18 protein-coding genes and 1 pseudogene are annotated in these 18402 nt (G+C 62.4%); 9 read left to right on the forward strand and 10 right to left on the reverse strand.

Annotated elements, in window-relative coordinates:
• The first annotated feature begins 1002 nt into the window (after positions 1 to 1002).
• Both ACT9T4_RS00090 and ACT9T4_RS00095 read left to right on the forward strand, forming a co-directional pair.
• Positions 1003 to 1272 (forward strand): hypothetical protein, encoded by a 270-nt coding sequence (locus ACT9T4_RS00090; protein WP_082045669.1) that lies wholly within the window; start codon positions 1003 to 1005, stop codon positions 1270 to 1272.
• 80 nt (positions 1273 to 1352) lie between these two features.
• A complete protein-coding gene (locus ACT9T4_RS00095; RefSeq protein WP_156152628.1) occupies positions 1353 to 1646 on the forward strand; it encodes a hypothetical protein in 294 nt (97 codons plus the stop codon).
• 210 nt (positions 1647 to 1856) lie between these two features.
• On the opposite strand, the gene ACT9T4_RS00100 is transcribed toward ACT9T4_RS00095, so the two are convergent.
• The 4 genes from ACT9T4_RS00100 to ACT9T4_RS00115 form a co-directional block, all read right to left on the reverse strand.
• Positions 1857 to 2552 (reverse strand): lipopolysaccharide kinase InaA family protein, encoded by a 696-nt coding sequence (locus tag ACT9T4_RS00100; RefSeq protein ID WP_499114993.1) that lies wholly within the window; start codon positions 2550 to 2552, stop codon positions 1857 to 1859.
• Complete coding sequence (locus tag ACT9T4_RS00105) at positions 2552 to 3229, reverse strand: class I SAM-dependent methyltransferase (protein WP_499114994.1); 678 nt, start codon at positions 3227 to 3229, stop codon at positions 2552 to 2554. Before ACT9T4_RS00105 ends, ACT9T4_RS00100 begins: the two co-directional genes overlap by 1 nt.
• A 79-nt stretch (positions 3230 to 3308) precedes the next feature.
• Positions 3309 to 4580, reverse strand: coding sequence for a sensor histidine kinase (locus tag ACT9T4_RS00110; protein WP_042551850.1), 1272 nt, complete (start codon positions 4578 to 4580; stop codon positions 3309 to 3311).
• Positions 4570 to 5253: a response regulator transcription factor gene (locus ACT9T4_RS00115; protein ID WP_042551849.1), complete on the reverse strand. Its 684-nt coding sequence runs from the start codon at positions 5251 to 5253 to the stop codon at positions 4570 to 4572. Before ACT9T4_RS00115 ends, ACT9T4_RS00110 begins: the two co-directional genes overlap by 11 nt.
• A gap of 106 nt (positions 5254 to 5359) precedes the next feature.
• Between ACT9T4_RS00115 and ACT9T4_RS00120 the strand changes: the two genes are divergently transcribed.
• From ACT9T4_RS00120 to ACT9T4_RS00135, 4 genes are read left to right on the forward strand one after another with little or no spacing between them, the layout of a single operon-like run.
• Positions 5360 to 7315 carry an LTA synthase family protein gene (locus ACT9T4_RS00120; protein WP_499114995.1) on the forward strand — a complete coding sequence of 652 codons (1956 nt, stop codon included), beginning with the start codon at positions 5360 to 5362 and terminating at the stop codon, positions 7313 to 7315.
• Between the two features lie 26 nt (positions 7316 to 7341).
• Positions 7342 to 8100, forward strand: a complete 759-nt coding sequence (locus ACT9T4_RS00125; RefSeq protein WP_218878487.1) for a phosphatase PAP2 family protein — start codon at positions 7342 to 7344, stop codon at positions 8098 to 8100.
• Positions 8097 to 8747, forward strand: coding sequence for a dual specificity protein phosphatase family protein (locus tag ACT9T4_RS00130; RefSeq protein ID WP_499114996.1), 651 nt, complete (start codon positions 8097 to 8099; stop codon positions 8745 to 8747). The genes ACT9T4_RS00125 and ACT9T4_RS00130 overlap by 4 nt, the downstream gene beginning before the upstream one ends.
• A 25-nt stretch (positions 8748 to 8772) precedes the next feature.
• On the forward strand, positions 8773 to 9132 hold the full coding sequence (locus ACT9T4_RS00135) for a hypothetical protein (protein WP_419761269.1): 360 nt from the start codon (positions 8773 to 8775) through the stop codon (positions 9130 to 9132).
• A 7-nt stretch (positions 9133 to 9139) separates the two neighbouring features.
• On the opposite strand, the gene ACT9T4_RS00140 is transcribed toward ACT9T4_RS00135, so the two are convergent.
• The gene (locus tag ACT9T4_RS00140) at positions 9140 to 10423 is read right to left on the reverse strand and encodes an arsenic transporter (protein WP_499114997.1); all 1284 of its coding nucleotides are present in this window, start codon (positions 10421 to 10423) and stop codon (positions 9140 to 9142) included.
• Positions 10424 to 10710: 287 nt separating this feature from the next.
• On the opposite strand from ACT9T4_RS00140, the gene chrA reads away from it, so the two are divergent.
• Together chrA and ACT9T4_RS00150 are read left to right on the forward strand one after the other, a co-directional pair.
• Positions 10711 to 11892: a chromate efflux transporter gene (chrA, locus tag ACT9T4_RS00145; RefSeq protein WP_499114998.1), complete on the forward strand. Its 1182-nt coding sequence runs from the start codon at positions 10711 to 10713 to the stop codon at positions 11890 to 11892.
• Between the two features lie 27 nt (positions 11893 to 11919).
• Positions 11920 to 12150 carry a DUF6434 domain-containing protein gene (locus ACT9T4_RS00150; RefSeq protein WP_499114999.1) on the forward strand — a complete coding sequence of 77 codons (231 nt, stop codon included), beginning with the start codon at positions 11920 to 11922 and terminating at the stop codon, positions 12148 to 12150.
• Positions 12151 to 12176: 26 nt separating this feature from the next.
• Here ACT9T4_RS00150 and ACT9T4_RS00155 read toward each other — a convergent pair whose 3' ends face one another.
• The 3 genes from ACT9T4_RS00155 to ACT9T4_RS00165 are packed head-to-tail and all read right to left on the reverse strand — an operon-like array spanning position 12177 to position 15061.
• Positions 12177 to 12863 (reverse strand): HAD family hydrolase, encoded by a 687-nt coding sequence (locus ACT9T4_RS00155; RefSeq protein WP_042551843.1) that lies wholly within the window; start codon positions 12861 to 12863, stop codon positions 12177 to 12179.
• Positions 12864 to 12913: 50 nt separating this feature from the next.
• The gene (locus tag ACT9T4_RS00160; protein WP_042551842.1) at positions 12914 to 14263 is read right to left on the reverse strand and encodes an APC family permease; all 1350 of its coding nucleotides are present in this window, start codon (positions 14261 to 14263) and stop codon (positions 12914 to 12916) included.
• A 3-nt stretch (positions 14264 to 14266) separates the two neighbouring features.
• Entirely contained in the window at positions 14267 to 15061 is a 795-nt protein-coding gene (locus ACT9T4_RS00165; RefSeq protein ID WP_042551841.1) for a methyltransferase domain-containing protein, read from the reverse strand.
• 233 nt (positions 15062 to 15294) lie between these two features.
• On the opposite strand from ACT9T4_RS00165, the gene sbcD reads away from it, so the two are divergent.
• Positions 15295 to 16512 (forward strand): exonuclease subunit SbcD, encoded by a 1218-nt coding sequence (sbcD, locus tag ACT9T4_RS00170; RefSeq protein WP_499115000.1) that lies wholly within the window; start codon positions 15295 to 15297, stop codon positions 16510 to 16512.
• A 164-nt stretch (positions 16513 to 16676) separates the two neighbouring features.
• Here the strand turns inward: sbcD and ACT9T4_RS00175 are convergent, their stop codons facing one another.
• A complete protein-coding gene (locus ACT9T4_RS00175) occupies positions 16677 to 17684 on the reverse strand; it encodes a methyl-accepting chemotaxis protein (RefSeq protein ID WP_413694628.1) in 1008 nt (335 codons plus the stop codon).
• Between the two features lie 117 nt (positions 17685 to 17801).
• A pseudogene (locus tag ACT9T4_RS00180) lies at positions 17802 to 18314 on the reverse strand (MCP four helix bundle domain-containing protein); the annotation flags it as partial.
• Positions 18315 to 18402 lie beyond the last annotated feature (88 nt).

Consider the following 18402-nt stretch of genomic DNA (forward strand, 5'->3'; position numbering starts at 1 on the left):
TTTTGGTGGTTTTATATGCACGGAAGCCTTAAATCAGTTCATCAGCCAAACCTTTGCGCAGCTACAAGCATTAGGCATCAGCGCACCAGTCAGCTGAATGTCCGCAGCGTTCTGCAGTGGCCTTACCGGCCCATCGCCGGAGCAAGCCTCGTTGACGCCTCACCTTTCTTTATCTGCCAGCGCCCGCACGTTCGTTGCCCACCCTTTCGGTTCGGCTTGAGGTACATTTGGCGTCGCCTGCACATTCAATGCTCGATTTACCACCGCGTCTAACTAGTGGTTTAAGTCGCTCGCTGGTACGGGCTAAAGCCCGCCCCTTAACCAAACGTTAGGCCTCACAATGGATCCGCGAGCCTTAGTTGTTTACTTAGAGTCACCCTACAGCGAACAACGCTGCAATCAGCCCCCTGCACACGAAATTGTTCTTGCGGGTTTACAAGCTCCATCAGAATATTGGGTTGGTCTTGCTGTTAGCTGGCTAGAGCAAGGAGCGCCAGCCAACAACGAGATCACCCAGGAATTAAACTCAATTGTAGAAAACAAACATTTTTCACAGAGAGTTCGCCATCATTCATCTGCTCTTGTTAAAAAGTGGTACCAAGCTAATGGCACAGCCTAACAACTGGTTCAAACCGTTCGCTGCGCTCACTGGGACGGGCTAAAGCCCGACCCTTAACCAAACGTTAGGTCTCACATGAAGAATCCTGAGTGGACGTCCAGAGGCAAGACAATAGCTGGCTTGATTAATGAACTACTCTCGTTTGAAGATCAAGAAATGGAGGTAAGGATATCGCTGGATGGTGGCGACACTTCACAGCCAATTTCCTTAGTGGACAAGTCCAATGGAAAATATGCCTTACTCCAGAACTGCCAAGATACTCCAACCCCGATCAGGCATCGTGATGAAAGCTAACAAGGCGCTGAAATCTCTCACTTCGTTCGCTGGGACGGTGTGCCGCCGCCTCTTAGCTTAATCGTTAGGCACCATGGAGATACATTTGCATGGACATTACGCAAAACCAATTGTTGGCTTTCGCAGTTTACGAAATCCGGCAATTGCTCGCCCATCATTTAGGTAGCGACGACACTCCTGATCCGGCGGTAAAAGCTGCAGCCCATCTGGCATATGCTCTCCATAATCAAGCTGACGCTATCCTGCAAGGACGCACATTTGATCCTCAGCAAGCAATAGAATCTCTGAATGCAGTAGATCGAATGCTGGCAACAAATTTTCAAGCTAGGTTCTTACAATCAGTTAGCCATGATGCCTAACTAGTGGTTCAAATCGTTCGCTACGCTCACTGGGATGGCCTAAGGCCCGCCCCTTAACCAAACGTTAGCGGTAGTCCAGTATGAAATATCGAGATGGCGTAACTGTTGAGCTAGAGGACAGGGTGATTGTTTACTCTTTTGGTATACCTATGGAGGCATCCGTAGTATTCATAAGCTCACCGATGCGATCAATTAATGGCTATGAATGGTTGGCTTCTAATTTTTCCTCGGAATGCATTGCGATCCGCTGGGAAAACCAAGCTAAAGCACAGGAGCTTTATTGGCCTTCAGCGGAGATAGGTGAAATGGCCGATTTTTTGATAACAGATTCAGATGATGAAGAGGTTATTTTTGTATCGAGAGCAATAAATTAACGCGGTAAGACGGAACAGCACCTGTAGGATGGATCGGTGCGCGTAGCCTAGCGCAGCGTAATCCGTCATTTACCGCTAACTGGCTATATCCACCGCTAGACTGAGCGCCTCGCCTCGCACGGGGCGTTCTGTTATTGGAGCACGGTGAGGCCACTTTCATTCGGCGGATTACGCCTTAATACGCTCTACGCCTTGGTGCGTAAGTACATTTTAGCGCTGCATCAACGACGCATAGGCTTCCATCAGTAAATCCCAATCCTCGTCGGGCATGGCGCCACGGTGGCGTTGTAGCTGGCGCATGTCGTGGCGTGAGGCATCGGTTTTGCGCCAGCGGCGGCGGCTTTTTTCCAGGTCGAGTAGGGCGATCTCTGCGCTGGGTGAGTTGTCTTCAAGATCGTTGACCTTGACGAAGATGTGCTTGGCATAACAGCAACTGTGTTGCCAGCGGTTCTGGTGCAGGCGTGCCAAGGTGTTGGCCAGGGCCGTCAATATGCAGCGGGATTGCTCGGGAGCGCGTGCTTCGGCGTACCACTGATCGAGGCTGATAAAGCCCGGAAGGGCCTGGGTGATGAGCAGCGCCTGCCACTGGCCGGCTTGTTTTCTGGCCGATCCATAAACGAGTTTTGGCACATGGATGCCCAATTGCGCGAATGCCTGGTATGCCTGTAGCTCGCGCATGATGGTCGGGCGGCCCAGCGGATGGCGCAGGCTGCGATACAGATGGCCGGTCTGGCGCTTGCTGTACAGCGCCGGGTAAGACGGGTTGCGTGGTTGCAGAAATTGCACACCGCTTTCTCCCTCGCGGCGCTGGTTGAGGGGCTCCACCCAGGCGCCGCTGCATTGCCACCAGCGCTCGAAGGTCGAGCTGGCCTGCACTGCCGATTGATAGCCGATGACCGTCGCCATTACAGCACCTCACGCTTGCGCAGCACGTAGGTGCGCCACATGGCGTAACCGGGCAGGAAGTCGCGGTGGCCGAGGATCTGGAAACCGGCTTTGAGAAACTCGAATTCGATTTCGTCGCGGCGCACCACGAAGCGATTCTCGCCAACGCCGCGGCGCTGTTCCAGGCGGCGCCGACGCCAGGCCTTGTAGTTGCCGTCGACCCACAACGACACGATCACGGTATCCCGGGTGACGCGATGAAATTCGCCCAGCGCCGCCAGTCGATGTTCCGCTGACTGGAGGTGGTGCAGCAAACGAATGCAGAACACGCAGTCCACCGAGTTGTCGCCCAGGGCGATGTCGAACGCCGAGGTCTTGAAGGCTTTTACCCGAGCGACCACCTCGGCTGGTTGAGCGGCGAGGGCGGTGCTGAGCATGTCAGCGGAATTGTCGGCGGCCAGGATCACCCGGTTCGGGTGTTCGGCGAGCATCGGCCAGAAACGGCCCGCACCGCAGGGCAGGTCCAGCACCAGGTTGGGATCGCCGGCCAGGCGCAGGGCGCTACGGCCTACCTGAAGATCGCGCCAGTGGGAAAGCCGACGGGCCAGTCCGTCCTGGTGTTTGTTGAGGTAACCCTGAGCATGGTTCTGGTCGTACTTGCCGGAGAATGCGAGCTCGATGGATCTGGGCTTGGACATGGCGAGGCACCTTGGTGGTAGTGCCTCGATCTTATGCAGCGGCTTCTGATGAAGCCGTTAAGCAGACGTGAAAAAAGTGTCAGGACGGCGCCTCGAACGACACCTGAAAACAGCTCCCGGTGACGGGCAGGCTGTGCACCGATATCTGCCAGCCCTGGTGCGCGCAAATCCGTTTGACCAGCGACAGGCCCAGGCCGAGGCCCTCGCCCCGGGCCTGCTCGCCGCGCACGAAGGGGTCGAAGATTTGTTCGTGCTGCTGTTCCGGAATGCCGACGCCGCTGTCCTCGACACGAAAGCCGCCGGGCTGCAGGGTCAGCTTCACGAAGCCGGTTTCGGTGTAGTGCAGGGCGTTGCGCAGCAGGTTGGCCATCACCGTACGCAGCAAGGTGGGGTTGTAGACACCATCGTCCTGTGCAGCCACCTCCATGCGGAAATCCAGACCTTTCTCGCGCATCAGCGGTGACCAGATATCTAGCTGTTCATCGGCGATCTGGCGCAGGCTGGCGCTGCCGGCGAACAGGCTTTCGTTACCCTTGACCCGGGCCAGTTGCAGAAAGGTCTGCACCAGATCCTGCATCTCGGCGCTGGCTCTTTCGATACGTTCCAGCTGCTTGCGTTGTGCTGGCTGCAGCGCGACCTGAGAGAGCAGTTCGCAGGAGCTGGCGATGACCATCAGGGGCGTGCGCAGCTCGTGGCTGACGTCGCTGGTGAACAGGCGTTCGCGCTCCAGCGACTGGCGCAGGCGACCCAGGGTGCTGTCGAATGCGGCCGCCAGCTGGCCGACTTCGTCGTCCGGGTACTCCGGTGCCAGGGCTGGCGCCAGCGGCAGCAACTGGTCACGGTGGCGTACCTGATTGGCCAGCTTGCTCACCGGGCGCATCACCCGTTCGGACATGAACCAGCCCAGCGCCAGGGCGCCGAGTACGGAAAGCAGAAAGCCGGCGAGCACCACGTTGAACAGCACCTGCTCGCGTTTTTCGAATTCGCTCTGTTCCTGCACCAGCAGGTAACGCTCGCCGCCGATGATCTGCGTGAAGATATAGAAGGCCCGCTCGCCTTCGAACTGTTCGCTGAAACCCTCCGGCAGGTCCGCATAGCGGCTGGGCACCGCGTACTGCGGGTAGTTAGAGGCATAGAAACGGGTGCGCGAGTCGAGGCGCGGCTCCTGGCCGCTCTGCAGATCCTGCTGCACTACCACGCCCAGTTCGAGGGCGAGCTCCTCGGAAACCAGGTGTTCTTCGATCAGATGAACGATGGCCACGATGCTCAGGGAGAATATGCCGCTGACCAGAATGGTCATGGTCACGAAGGCGATGAGAATGCGCCGTCGGAACGGTTGCCTAGTTTCCATCGCGATTCGCTGCCAGGCGGTAGCCCACGCCGTGCAGGGTATGCAGCAGTGCCGTGGTGAAGGGTTTGTCGATGGCCTGGCGCAATTGATGGATATGGCTGCGCAAGCTGTCGCTGTCCGGGCAGTCGTCGCCCCACAGAGCTTCCTCCAGCGCCTCGCGGCGCACCACCGCGGGCGAGCGCTGCATCAGTACCGCCAGCAGCTTCATGCCCAGCGGGTTGAGCTTGATGAGCGTACCGGAGCGGCTCACGGTCAGCGTGTCCAGGTCGTAGGTGAGGTCGGCGACCTCCAGCAGGCGTCGCCGATTGCCCTGGGAGCGCCGCAGGATGGCTTCGATGCGGGCGACCAGCTCGGAAAGCGCGAAGGGCTTGACCAGATAATCGTCGGCGCCCGCACTCAGCCCTTGCAGGCGGTCTTCCAGGGCGTCACGGGCGGTGAGCATGAGGATCGGAATGCTGCTGCGCGCTTCTTCGCGCAAGCGGCGGCACAGCTGATAGCCGTCCAGGCCGGGCAGCATGATGTCCAGCACGATCAGGTCGTAATGCCCTTGGGTCGCCAGGTGCAGGCCGGACAAACCGTCCTGGGCACAATCGGCGGTGTAACCCTTGAGCTGCAGGTAATCCAGGATATTGGCCAAGATGTCACGGTTGTCTTCGATCACCAGAATGCGCATGCAACGTTCTCTTCACAGGGATTGACGCTTTTTTCACGAAGCGATGACGAAGCCCTCACGGGGCGATCGCAAGACTGTAGCTCGTTCATCCAGCCAGGATCATACGATGCCACAGCTTCGCTACGCTCAACTACGCTACCTGTCGATTATCCTGCTCGCCTGGATGGTCACCTTCCTGCTCACGCGCAGTGCCCTGCTGATCGGCTATTGGGGCGAGGCCGGGGCGAGCAGCGCCGAGATCCTGCGCATATACGCGGTGGGCCTGGTCTATGACACGGCCTTCCTGCTTTATGCGGCCCTGCCGCTGGCGCTCTATCTGCTGCTGTGCCCGCAGCGCCTCTGGCGGCATCGCGCTCACGCCGCGTTCCTTCACGTCCTGTTGGGTATCAGCCTGTTCGCCATGCTTTTCACGGCAACGGCGGAATGGCTGTTCTGGGACGAGTTCGGGGTGCGCTTCAACTTCATCGCAGTGGACTATCTCGTCTATTCGGAGGAGGTGATCAACAACATTCTCGAGTCCTATCCGGTATACCCGCTGATCGCCGCGTTGGCATTGATTGCCCTGATCCTGACCATCGTCTTGAGGCGGATCGTCAGCGCTGCCGTATCCGCTGTACCGATGCCCCGAAAGACTGCCTTGGGGGCCTGGGCCGTGGTGCTTGCCTGCGCGTTGCTGGGCACCCTGGCGATAAACCAGAACTTCCCCCGTGGCCTGGGTGGCAATGCCTACCAGAACGAACTGGCCAGTAACGGCCCCTTCCAGTTCTTCGCTGCCTTTCGCAACAACGAACTCGATTACCTGCAGTTCTACGCCACCTTGCCGGATCAGCGCACGGGCTCTCTGTTACGCCGGGAAGTGGTGGAGGGCAACGCTCGTTTCGTCACCAACGACCCCGAGGACATCCGGCGCGTCATCGACAATCCGGGGCCTGAGCAGCGACACAATGTCGTGCTGGTCACCGTCGAGAGTCTGAGCGCCCGCTACCTGGGCAGCTTCGGCGACAGCCGTGGCCTCACGCCGAATCTCGATGCATTGCGCGATCGCAGCCTGTTCTTCGACAACCTCTATGCAACCGGCACGCGAACCGATCGCGGGCTGGAAGCGATCACGCTTTCCGTACCCCCCACGCCGGGGCGTTCGATCGTCAAACGGATCGGCCGGGAGTCGGGCTATGCCAGCCTCGGTCAGCAGTTCAGGGACAAGGGTTATGACAGCGTTTTCGTCTACGGGGGGCGTGGCTACTTCGACAACATGAACGCGTTTTTCAGCGGCAATGGCTACCGGGTCATCGATCAGAGCAGCGTGGCCGAGGCGGACATGTCGTTCCAGAATGCCTGGGGCATGAGTGACGAGGATCTCTACCAGCAGACCCTGCGTGTCGCCGACCAGGACCACGCTGCCGGCAAGCCGTTCTTCCTGCAACTGATGACCACGTCCAACCATCGCCCCTATACGTATCCGCAAGGGCGCATCGACATTCCCTCCGGCAGCGGCCGTGAGGGCGCCCTGAAATACACGGATTACGCCATTGGCCAGTTCCTGGCCGAGGCGAAGGAAAAACCCTGGTTCGCAAACACGGTATTCCTGTTCGTTGCCGACCACACGGCGGGCAGCGCGGGTAAGGAAGATCTGCCGGTCGCCAATTACCACATCCCACTGTTCATCTATGCCCACGGTCTCATCGAGCCGGCTCGTGTGTCGCGGCTCACCAGCCAGATCGACATCGCGCCCACGCTGCTGGGGTTGCTGGGCTTCGATTACACCTCGACATTCTTCGGCCGCAACGTCTTGCGAGAGCAGGCCGGTGCCGGGCGGGCCTTGATCGGCAACTACCAGCATCTGGGCCTGTTCGATGGCCGCGACCTCGCCATTCTCAGCCCGAAGCGGGCCATGCGACGACATGACGATGCACTGGGGATCAGCCACGAAAGCCTGGCTGGCGCCGATGACGATCTCGTGGCTCGCGACATCGCCTACTACCAGGGAGCCAGCCATGCCTTCACCGAGGGCCTGTTGAGCTGGAAACCGGGGACCACGCAAACCGTTGCCACCCACCCCTGACCCCGTCGTTTCCGAGGAGCTCTCCCATGCAGGTTTCTTACGCCCAGCCGGTCGCGTCGCGTCGGTTCGATTTCAAACGGTGGCTGGGTATCCCATTGGCACTTATGGCACTGCTGTTGGTGGTCGATCCCCAGCCACTGGATTTTGCCTTGGCCGGGCTGTTCTACGATCCCGCCAGCGGGTTCATCGGCAGCAGCAGTTTCTGGCTGGAGGATGTCCTTCACGATCAGGCCAAGATACTGGTCATCGGCCTTGGCGTGATGTGCATCGCCGCGTTCTTGCTGAGTCTGCTGCCCGTGAAACTGCGCGCCTGGCGCCGGGAGCTGGGTTATCTGGTGCTCTCGCTGAGCTTGTCGACCGGCATCGTCACGCCACTGAAAACGCTCACGGCGGTGCAGTGCCCGTGGAGCCTGACCCAGTTCGGTGGCCGCGAAACCTTCAGCCCGCTGATCGGCGCCCGCCCCACGACGGACAAACCGGGCCGTTGCTGGCCGGGCGGGCATGCTTCCGCGGGTTTTTCCCTGCTCGCCCTGTTTTGCGCCCTGCGTGATCGTCGCCCACGCCTGGCTAAATGGGCACTCGCTTTCGCCCTGGCCCTGGGCACCGTGCTGTCGCTCGGGCGGATGCTGCAGGGTGCCCACTTCCTGTCTCACAACCTGTGGACACTGCTTTTCGACTGGCTGATCGCCGTGATCGGCTATCGCGCCTTGCTGTATCGGCCGATGCCGGTTCCCCGACAGACGCCAGCTCGACTGCAGGCCACACGTGAAGGAGCCCGCCCATGAGACTGCGCAGCCTTCGCGGGCTCCTGCTCGCAATGCTTGTCTGTACGCCATTCGCTTCGTCCTGGGGCGCCTTACGACCGGAAAACTCCAGCGCCACGCAGCCGCTCTGGGCGACGCCTGTGGACAAGAGCTTCAACCTCTATCGCATGCAGCCCGATCTCTATCGCAGTGCCTTGCCGAGCGCCGCGCAGCAGGGCGAGTTGCAGCAATTGAAAATCGCCACGGTGATCAACTTCTATCAGCGCAGCGATGCCGACTGGCTGAGCGATGCGGGCATTCGCCAGGTCCATCAGCCGCTGCATGCCGACCGTATCGACGACGCCGATGTGTTGCAGGCCCTGCGCAGCATTCGCCTCGCCCAGGCCCGGGGGCCGGTGCTGATTCATTGCAAGCATGGGCAGAACCGTACCGGGATGATCGCGGCCATGTACCGCATCGTCTATCAGGGCTGGAGCAGGCAGCAGGCCATCGACGAGATGCGCGAGGGAGGCTTCGGCGGCAGGGAGCGCTTCGAGGATGCCGAGGATTATTTGCAGCAGGTCGATCTGCCGCGTTTTCGCGCGGCCCTGGACAGCGGTGCCTGCAGTACCAGCCCCTGGGCCTACTGCGTGCTGAAGGAAAAAGTGCTGGATGCTTTCAACGGGTGAGGACCCTGCCATGACCATGATCGATGTGCGCCAGCTGGCCCTGGCGCTGCTGCTCGTGCCGCTGTTGAGTGCCTGCCAGAGCACCCGGGACTACATGCTTGCCCAGGGGTACTCGGTGGCCTTCGCCACCGGCTACGAGGATGGCTGCGTCAGCGGTAACAGTGCCGCCAAGGCACTCGGTGCGTTTCGCAAGAACGTGCCGGTCTATCTTCAGGATGCCCAGTACGCAACCGGCTGGGACGACGGCTTCCGCCAGTGCCAGGCCAGTGCCAACGCGGAAATCGAACGGCGCCTGCAGCCCGACAGCGACGAGGATCGCGCGTGGCGCAGGCAGGTGGATCAGGACATGGCCAGGGCACTTGGCCGCTCGCTGAAAAAGAGCTGAGCCGACCTTACAGGCTCAATCGCAAGGCGAGGGCGCACAGGGTGATCAGTAGCACTGGCAGTGTCAGCACCAGGCCCACCTTGAAGTAGTAGCCCCAGGTGATGCGCACGCCCTTGCCTTGCAGGACGTGCAGCCAGAGCAGCGTGGCCAGGCTGCCGATGGGGGTGATCTTCGGGCCCAGGTCGCAGCCGATGATATTGGCGTAGATCATTGCCTCACGGATCAGCCCGCTGGCATCACTGGCGTGAATCGACAGTGCGCCGATCAGCACGCTGGGCATGTTGTTCATCACCGAGGACAGCCCGGCGGCGAGCAGCCCGGTACCCAGTGTCGCGCCCCACAGGCCGTGCCCGGCGAGGCCATCGAGCACCCGGCTGAGCAGATCGGTCAGCCCGGCGTTCTTCAGGCCATACACCACCAGGTACATGCCCAGCGAGAAGATCACCACCTGCCAGGGGGCTTCGCGCAACACGCGACGGGTGGAAATCACCTTGCCGCGCGCGGCGATGCTGGCCAGCAGTGCGGCGCACAGCGCGGCTACCGCGCTGATGGGGACGCCCAGTGGCTCGAGGGCGAACAGGCCAACCAGCAGCAGCCCCAGTACCCACCAGCCCATGGCGAAGGTGGCAGGATCACGGATGACGGTCTCCGGCGCCGGCAGTGCCTCGGGCGCGTAGCGGGCTGGAATGTCGCGGCGATAGAAGAGGTAGAGCACCAGCAGGGAGGCGGCGACGCTGGCCAGGTTCACGGGCATCATCACCGCTGCGTATTCGCTGAAGCCGAGCTTGAAGTAATCCACCGAGACGATGTTGACCAGGTTCGACACCACCAGCGGCAAGCTGGCGGTATCGGCGATGAAACCGGCTGCCATCACGAAGGCGAGGGTGGTCGCGGCGGAGAAGCCAAGCGCCACCAGCATCGACATCACGATCGGCGTCAGGATCAGTGCCGCGCCATCGTTGGCGAACAGTGCGGAAACCACTGCGCCGAGCAGCACGGTAAAGGCGAACAGGCGCGGGCCGCTGCCACCGGCCCGGCGTGCCACGTGCAGGGCGGCCCAGGCGAAGAAGCCGGCTTCGTCCAGCAGCAGGCTGATGATAATGATCGCGATGAAGGTCGCGGTGGCGTTCCAGACGATGCTCCAGACGGTGGGGATGTCCTGCAGCGACACGGCGCCCACCGCCAGCGCCAGCAGGGCGCCGAGGCAGGCGCTCCAGCCGACCCCCAGCCCCCTAGGCTGCCAGATGACCAGAAGCAGCGTGAGCAGAAAGACCCCGGAGGCGATCAGCATGGCACGCTCGCGCTGCCGAGGCAGGAGCGAAGCGGTGCACCAGCGCAGCAATCGAGAGAGTCGGTGGGGGTAATCATGATGGCTCCGTTGGCAGGCATGCCGACTATACGAGTGGATGTGAGCAAAGCAAACCAGCGGCGGAGATCGTCAGCCTTCTTTGAAACGTCATCGGCGCAGGGCACAGTGACGGCTCGAAGGGCAGGCGTGAAAAGAGCGATGCGCGATCCAGTACCTGCATTGGATACTCGTGATGCCTGTCGCTCCCAAGCCCGTACCGAGAAACCCGCATGCTCCGCACCGCAAGCGATCGCCATCCGTGGTCCATCTTTCTGATTTTCCTGCGCCTAGGGCTGACGTCGTTCGGAGGCCCGGTCGCTCATCTCGGCTACTTTCGTGAAGAGTTCGTCAGCCGCCGACGCTGGTTGAGCGAGGCCCGTTATGTGGAGCTCATCGCGCTCTGCCAGTTCCTGCCGGGCGCCGCCAGCAGTCAGGTCGGCATGGCGATCGGCTTGTCCCAGGCCGGCTACCGCGGTGCGCTGGCCGCCTGGGTAGGCTTCACCCTGCCGTCGGCCGCGCTGCTGGTGCTGTTCGCGCAGGGGCTTTGCGCTCAGGGCGAGGCCATGGCGGCCGGGGCACTGCATGGTTTGAAGATCGTCGCCGCCGCCGTGGTCGCTCAGGCGGTGTGGGGCATGATGCGCACGCTTTGTCCGGACACGCCGCGGCGGGTGCTGATGGTGATCGCCGCCTGCACGGCATTGTCGGTGCCGGGTGCATGGGGGCAGCTTGCGGTGATCCTGTTTGCCGGGCTGGCCGGCTGGCTGTTGCTCAAGCCTGCTGACCGGAGCGGCGAGGATGCGCTGGCTATCGACATCAGCCCGCGGGCTGGAGTCTTCTGGCTGGTTCTGTTCGTCGGTCTGCTGCTTGGCTTGCCTGCGCTGGTGCACCTGCTGGAGAACCAGACGCTGAGCCTGCTGGACGCCTTCTACCGAACCGGCGCGCTGGTATTCGGCGGTGGGCACGTCATGCTGCCGTTGCTGCAGGCCGAGGTAGTGGCCACCGGCTGGATCGACAAGGATCTGTTCATCGCCGGTTACGGCGCTACCCAGGCCGTGCCCGGCCCTCTGTTCACCTTCGCGGCCTTTCTCGGTAGCGCCATGCAGGGTTGGAGTGGCGGCCTGCTGTGTCTGCTGGCGATCTTCGCGCCTTCGTTTCTGCTGCTGGTGGGGGTGTTGCCGTTCTGGGCTCGGCTGCGCAGCCGCCCGCGGGTGCAGGCGGCGATGCTTGGCGTCAACGCGGGAGTGGTCGGTCTGCTGCTGGCCACGCTGTACCAACCCGTCGGGATCAGCGCCATCTTCGGCTTGCTGGATCTTGCCCTGGCAGCCGTCGCACTGGCCGCCCTGACGCTCGGCAGGCTTGCGCCCTGGCTGGTGGTGCTGGCTGGCGCGCTTGTCGGCTGGCTAGTACTGTAACGGCCACTTTCCCAAAGAGATGCAGCAATGGCTTTCGACTGGCATGGCGGCACCATCACCCGCGATACGCCCATTGGCAGTGATTATCGCAGTACCCAGAACGTACGCCGTTTCATGTGTGAACAGTGCGGGGCAGGCTTTCGTTTCGACCGGCCCTTCATGGCCTGGATTCGCAGCGGAGCGCCACGCACCATGGGGGAGGTGGTCGACGAGTGGAAACGCCTCAACGGCGAGACCGGAGCGAGCGTCTTGCCGTAAGACGCTGCACAGGCTCCGCTGGCGCTTCAGGCGCCGCCGTTCTGCAAGCGCTGCACCAGCGCCGGCAGTTCACTCATGCGCCCGATCAGGTGCTGCACACCCAGTTGGCGCAAGGTTTCGCCGTGCTCCGGGGGGATATGGCTGGCGCCCAGAAAACCGACGACTTGCATGCCCGCCGTCAATGCGGCGGTGGCGCCGGTGACGCTGTCTTCCACGACCAGGCAGTTGCGCGGATCGACGCCAGCGCGCTCTGCGGCCAACAGGTATAGATCCGGAGCGGGTTTGGGCCGTTCGACCTGATCGGCGCTGAACGCACCGCGGTTTACCCGTTCGACCAGTTCGCAGCGTTGCAGGGCGAAGGCCACGGCATCACCGTAGCTGTTGGAGGCCACGGCCAGCGGCAGGTCGATTTTCAACAGGGCCTCGCGCACGCCTTCGATCGGCTGCACTTCAGCGCGGATCAGTGCCTTGATACGGGTGCGGTTCTCTTCGAGAAAACCGTCGGGCAGGCGTTTGCCGAAGTGCGCCTCGACCCGGGCCAGAATGTCACGGCTCTGCAGTCCGAAGGTGCCGGCCAGTACCACGTCCAGCTCATGGGCCGGATAGTGTTCGGCCAGTGCCGCGTGCAGGTGACGCTCGGCGATGATCTCGCTGTCGATCAGTACGCCGTCGCAGTCGCAGATCAGCAGTTCGATGGGCGGTTTCGGCTGCATGGCAAGCAGTCTCCTAAAAGGCGGGAGGATTGTGTAACACAGATCCCACCTCAGTTCGAACCGCTGGGCACCGTTTGCGCAGGTCTTTGCAACAGCAGCAGCGGCAATCCTGCTGCAAGCACGACCAGGCCGAGCAGTGCTCCAGCGCCCGCATACAGTGCGCTCGACACGAACAGCGCCAGGCAGCTGCCAGCGAACAACACCGGCATCAGCGGGTACAGCGGCACGCTGAATGGCCGCGTACTGTTCGGTTGCAGTCGGCGCAGACGCAGGAGCGACAGGGCGGTCAGGCACATGAAAAGCCAGAACACCGGTGCGGTGTAGGCCACCATGCTTTGTACGCCGTTCTCGCTCAAGGCGCCGAACAGCAACAGCGGCAGGGTGATCAGGCATTGCACCAGCAATGCCCGCACCGGCGTTGCCGCGCGGTCGTTCCAGGCGCCGAGCATCGACAGTTGAGGCACGTCCCGCCCTAGCGCGTAATACACCCGTGAACCGGTAAGGATGGTGGCGTTCAGCGTGCTGATCGCGGTGATGCAGATCAGCACGCTGAGCAGTACACCGCCCCAGGGGCCGGCGACGATGGTCATCAGGTCAGCGCCAATGGCGGTCGACTGGCGCAGGCCCTCGAGGCCGAAGATGTTGATGAACACCAGATTGGCCAACAGGTACACGGCGGTCACCACCAGCGTGCCGAACAGCAGCACGCGGCTCATGTTGCGTGCCGGGTTGCGCAATTCGCCGGAAAGGTAGGCCGCCTCGTTCCAGCCGCCGTAGGTAAGCAGCACGAAGACCATGCCCATGCCGAGCATGCCCGCCAGGTTGCCGCTGCCTTCCGCTGCAGCCGCCGGCACGGCCGCAACCGGTTCGGCCAGCAGCAGACCGGCGAGTATCACGGTGACCAGCGCCACCAGGGTGATGCCGGTGAACAGCACCTGCAAGCGCTTGGATTCATGAGTGCCGAGGATATTCAGCGCGGTCAGTGCCAGTACCACCAGGGTGGCGTGCCAGGCGCTGCCATGGTCGCCCAGCGGTAGCAGGCGCTGGGCGTAATCGCCATAGATGAACGCCACCACGGCGATTGCGCCGGTCTGGATCACCGTGCCCCTGGCCCAGGCGAACAGCAGGCTGACCTGCCGGCCCCAGGCCAGGTTGAGGTAGTGGTATTCACCGCCGCGATCCGGATAGCTGGCGCCGAGTTCGGCATAGCACAGCGCGCCGACCAGCATCACCAGGCCGCCGGCCAGCCACAGGCCGATGTACACGAAGGCATTGTCGGCGTGCTGGGCCACCAGCGGCGGGAAGCCGAAGATGCCGACGCCGATCACCACGCCGACCAGCATGGCGACGCCGTCGATGACCGACAGGCCGGGTTGTCGTGTCGCTGTGCGTGCGTTCATGGCTTAGCTCCGTCGTGCGCTCCAGCCGGTCACCGCGCCTTCGGCGGAAATCGGTTCGATGCGATCACCCTCGACCTGGCCGACGTACAGCTTGCCGTCGACCTCGAAGCGCAGCTCGGTACCATTGAGGCGACCACGCAGGTTTTCTTGGTGCTGGGTGGTGCCGCTGATCTCCTGGAAGCGCTGCTGCAGGTCGACATGGAAGGTCTCGCCTTCGCTCTCGATCTGCCAGTTGCCAGCGATCTTGGCTGGGACCACCCACAGGTAGATGCGTGCACCTTCGACGATATCGCTGCGATCCGGCTCCCAGTCCTCCATGCTGAAGGCGTGGGAAACCACACGGGTGCCGGGCTCCAGAGTGTCGAGGATCACCGGGCGCAGGCGCATGTTGACGGAGTTCAGCAGGTACATGGTCAGCACGTCGGCATCGGCGATGTCCTTCTTGAACAGGTCGCCCTGCTCGAACACCACCTTGTCCATGACGCCGGCTTGCTGCGCGTTGGCTTCGGCCTCTTCGATGCGCTGCGGGTTCAGGTCGATACCGTAGGCAGCCTTGGCGCCCCGATCCTTCACTGCCGAGATGGCGATGCGGCCATCGCCCGAGCCGAGATCCACCACGTAGTCGTCCGGGCCGACGTTGGCCATCTCCAGCATGCGTGCCACCACCGGTTCGGGAGTGGGCACGTAGGGCACGTCGAGGGCGATCGTCTGGGCGTGGGTGGACGCGCTGTGCAGCAGGCCGAACAGGGCCAGCGCAGTGGCGCACAGGGAGAGGGGGCGGGCGGACGCGGTGTTCATCGGCGGATACTCCTCAGCGGGGTCGGTAAGGGAGGTGAACGATTTTCCGACCGAGGCCGTTGCGCCATGGTTCGACCCGTGATCCGGCCCGTGCCGGGCGATTCGCCGCAAATAGGCCCGCAGCGCAGGTGGTACGGTCGCTGCGGGGTGTGTTACCTGATGTGAAACCATTGCCTTGGCGGCGTCGAAAAGGCATGGTGGCCGGATTTTTCAGTCACTGGATCGGGCCGTTCATGCGCCTTTTGCACACTTCCGACTGGCACCTGGGCCAGCACTTCATGGGCAAGACGCGCCAGGCCGAGCATCAGGCGTTCTGTGCCTGGCTGATCGAACAGGTGCGCGAGCATGCGGTGCAGGTGGTGCTGGTGGCCGGGGACATTTTCGACACCGGCTCACCGCCCAGTTATGCCCGTGAGCAGTACAACCATTTCGTCGTCGCGCTGCGTGACACCGGGTGCCAACTGGTGGTGCTCGGCGGCAATCATGATTCGGTGGCCATGCTGGGCGAGAGCCGTACCTTGCTGGCGCAGCTTGGCACCCGGGTGATCCCCGGCGTCGGTGTCCATCTGCACGAGCAACTGTTGGTGCTCGAGGGCGCCGATGGCCAGCCCGCGGCACTGCTCTGCGCCATCCCCTTCATCCGCCCGCGTGATGTGCTGCGCAGCGAGGCGGGGCAGAGTGCAGCGGACAAGCAGTTGTCGCTGCAACAGGCCATACACGCTCATTATCAGGCGCTGTTCGAGCTGGCTCTGGCGCGACGTGCCGAACTGGGCGCGGCCTTGCCGATCATCGCTACCGGGCACCTGACCACCGTCGGTGCCAGTGCCAGTGAATCGGTGCGGGAAATCTACGTCGGCGCGCTGGAAGCCTTCCCGACGTCTTCCTTTCCCGCTGCCGACTACATCGCGCTCGGCCACATCCATCGGCCGCAGAAAGTCGGTGGTCTGGAGCACATCCGCTACAGCGGCTCGCCAATCCCGCTGAGCTTCGACGAAGCGCGTCAGCAGAAGGAGGTGCTGTTGGTGGACGTCGACGAAAGTGGTCTGCGTGAGGTGCGCGCTTTGCCGGTGCCGCGCTTCCAGGCCCTGCAATCGATTCGTGGCACGCTGAAGACGCTGCCTGCCGCCCTTGCCGAGGTGGCTGCCGATGGCACCGTCGAGCGCCCGGTCTGGCTGGAGGTGCAGGTCGAAGGTGACGATTACCTCAGCGATCTGCAGGTACGTATCGCCGCGTTGTGCGAAGGCCTGCCGGTGGAAGTGCTGCGCATCCGCCGCGCCCGGGGCACGGCGGTGGCCAGCCTGCACGGTGAGCAGAGCACCCTCGATGAATTGACGCCTGAGCAGGTATTCGAGCAGCGTCTGCTGAGCGAAACCTTCGAGCCGGATCAGGCGCATCGGCTACATGGCCTCTACAACCAGGTGGTTGCCAGCCTGCGCGATGACGACACCTGAGAGCCTGTTTGCGATCTGCCGCGCGTCAGCCCTGCTGCGTTAAAAACAGACGGGATTGCCAGCCCTGTCGAAATGCTCATTTACCCCAGCAAATTCCGCTTCCTCGCCTATGTTTGTGGGGGCGCATGACTCTAGCTCGCCAGATCGTAAACGGGCTCTGAAACTCAGGCCTTGAAGAAACTCACCCGCTCCATCAGGCGGCGTGCCAGTGAAGACAGCTCCTGGCTGGCCGCCGACACCTGCGTGGAGCCTGCGGTGGTCTCCAGCGTGCTGGCATGGATGCGGCTGATGTTCTGGTTGACGTCCTCGGCTACCAGGCTCTGCTGCTGAGCGGCGCTGGCGATCTGCGCGCTCATGTCCTTGATGGCCCCTACCTCCTGGCGAATGCGGCCTAGGGCCTGTTCGGTTGCCGCAGTCTGTTCGACGGTCTTGCGCGCCATCTGACTGCTGGTCTGCATGATCTGCGCGGCGCCACTGGCGCCGGCCTGCAGCTGTTCGATCATGCTGCTGATCTCTCGCGTCGACGCCTGGGTGCGGTTGGCCAGGGAGCGCACTTCGTCGGCCACCACGGCGAAGCCGCGACCGTGCTCGCCGGCGCGCGCCGCTTCGATTGCAGCGTTCAGTGCGAGCAGGTTGGTCTGGTCGGCGATGGCGGTGATCACTGCGATGATGGTTTCGATGTTGGTACTGTCACGCGACAATTGCTCGACCTTGTCCGCAGCCGAGTCGAGCACCGTCGCCAGCTCCTGAATCGCCTGGCCGCCCTGCATCACCAGATGGCTGCCATGCTCTACCTCGGTGTCGGCCGTGCGTGTCGCGGAGGCTGCCGTACCGGCATAACCTGCCACTTCATTGACCGTTGCGGCCATCTGGTTGATGGCTGCGGCCATTTGCTCCGCCTCTTCGGATTGGGCCTGCAACTGCCTGTTGTTGCTCGCCGAAGTGGTCAGCAGCTGTTGCGAGCAATGGTTGAGTTCGTCAGCGGCGCTGCGCACCTGGCTGATGGTGTCGCTCAGGCGCGCGCTCATGTCCTTGACCGCACCCATTACGCTGCCCGGGTAGCGGGTATCTATTCGCTGGTCGAGAGCGCCATCGGCCAGCCGCCGGATGACCAGGGCCACGTCATGGGGCTCGGCGCCCAGGGTCGAGCGCATCTTGCGGATGATCAGCATCGAGACGATCACACTGAGCAGAATCGCGATGGTAGTGACCGCAACGATCAACCGGGCAAAGCTGCCGGCGGTTTCGCGCACGCCGTCCAGGCTGGTGGTGATTTCTCGTTCCTGCAAGTCGATGAAGGTATTTATGCGTTTCAGCCATTCCAGATAGGCGGCTGCCACCTCTGTGGATAGCAGCGTTTGCGCGCCCTCCACATCACCGCCCTGGCGCAGGCTGATCAGGCGCTGGGTCAGTTCGCGAGCACTGCTCTCGATGGCCTTGATCTGGGCAAGCTGGCGCTGTTCCTCTGCGCTCGACGTGTTGTCAGCAACCAGCCTGTCGAGGGGCGCGGCCGACTCCTGATAGAACCCATGCAGCCGCTCGATGTTCTGCAATTGGTCATTCAGCGCCGTGGTGTCGCAGGCCAGTACCAGGTCGCGGATGGCAATCGCACGGTCGTGCACGCTGCCGCGGAAATTGATGGCGTAGCGCTGCTTGAGGCTGGCACCTTCGCTGACCTCGCCAAGGCTGCTGTCGATGACCTGAACGCGCTGGATGCCCACCAGCGCGATGAGGATCATCAGGGACAGAACCAGGCCGAATCCCATTGCCAGGCGCTGGGCGATCGTTAACGGTTGGGACATGTGCAGCGTACCTCTGGCAGGGGTGTGGCCATGCCGATCGAGTGGATCGAGGTGTATTGGCTGAAGGGTGGCCTGAGGACACTGAGGC

The organism is Pseudomonas sp. SZ40 (genome assembly GCF_052958135.1).

Bases quoted from the DNA above. Each gene is read 5' to 3' on its own strand.
- ACT9T4_RS00090 (WP_082045669.1), top strand. From the start codon at position 1,003: ATGGACATTACGCAAAACCAATTGTTGGCTTTCGCAGTTTACGAAATC.
- ACT9T4_RS00095 (WP_156152628.1), top strand. From the start codon at position 1,353: ATGAAATATCGAGATGGCGTAACTGTTGAGCTAGAGGACAGGGTGATT.
- ACT9T4_RS00100 (WP_499114993.1), bottom strand. From the start codon at position 2,552: ATGGCGACGGTCATCGGCTATCAATCGGCAGTGCAGGCCAGCTCGACC.
- ACT9T4_RS00105 (WP_499114994.1), bottom strand. From the start codon at position 3,229: ATGTCCAAGCCCAGATCCATCGAGCTCGCATTCTCCGGCAAGTACGAC.
- ACT9T4_RS00110 (WP_042551850.1), bottom strand. From the start codon at position 4,580: ATGGAAACTAGGCAACCGTTCCGACGGCGCATTCTCATCGCCTTCGTG.
- ACT9T4_RS00115 (WP_042551849.1), bottom strand. From the start codon at position 5,253: ATGCGCATTCTGGTGATCGAAGACAACCGTGACATCTTGGCCAATATC.
- ACT9T4_RS00120 (WP_499114995.1), top strand. From the start codon at position 5,360: ATGCCACAGCTTCGCTACGCTCAACTACGCTACCTGTCGATTATCCTG.
- ACT9T4_RS00125 (WP_218878487.1), top strand. From the start codon at position 7,342: ATGCAGGTTTCTTACGCCCAGCCGGTCGCGTCGCGTCGGTTCGATTTC.
- ACT9T4_RS00130 (WP_499114996.1), top strand. From the start codon at position 8,097: ATGAGACTGCGCAGCCTTCGCGGGCTCCTGCTCGCAATGCTTGTCTGT.
- ACT9T4_RS00140 (WP_499114997.1), bottom strand. From the start codon at position 10,423: ATGCTGATCGCCTCCGGGGTCTTTCTGCTCACGCTGCTTCTGGTCATC.
- chrA (WP_499114998.1), top strand. From the start codon at position 10,711: ATGCTCCGCACCGCAAGCGATCGCCATCCGTGGTCCATCTTTCTGATT.
- ACT9T4_RS00150 (WP_499114999.1), top strand. From the start codon at position 11,920: ATGGCTTTCGACTGGCATGGCGGCACCATCACCCGCGATACGCCCATT.
- ACT9T4_RS00155 (WP_042551843.1), bottom strand. From the start codon at position 12,863: ATGCAGCCGAAACCGCCCATCGAACTGCTGATCTGCGACTGCGACGGC.
- ACT9T4_RS00160 (WP_042551842.1), bottom strand. From the start codon at position 14,263: ATGAACGCACGCACAGCGACACGACAACCCGGCCTGTCGGTCATCGAC.
- ACT9T4_RS00165 (WP_042551841.1), bottom strand. From the start codon at position 15,061: ATGAACACCGCGTCCGCCCGCCCCCTCTCCCTGTGCGCCACTGCGCTG.
- sbcD (WP_499115000.1), top strand. From the start codon at position 15,295: ATGCGCCTTTTGCACACTTCCGACTGGCACCTGGGCCAGCACTTCATG.
- ACT9T4_RS00175 (WP_413694628.1), bottom strand. From the start codon at position 17,684: ATGCTGATCATCCGCAAGATGCGCTCGACCCTGGGCGCCGAGCCCCAT.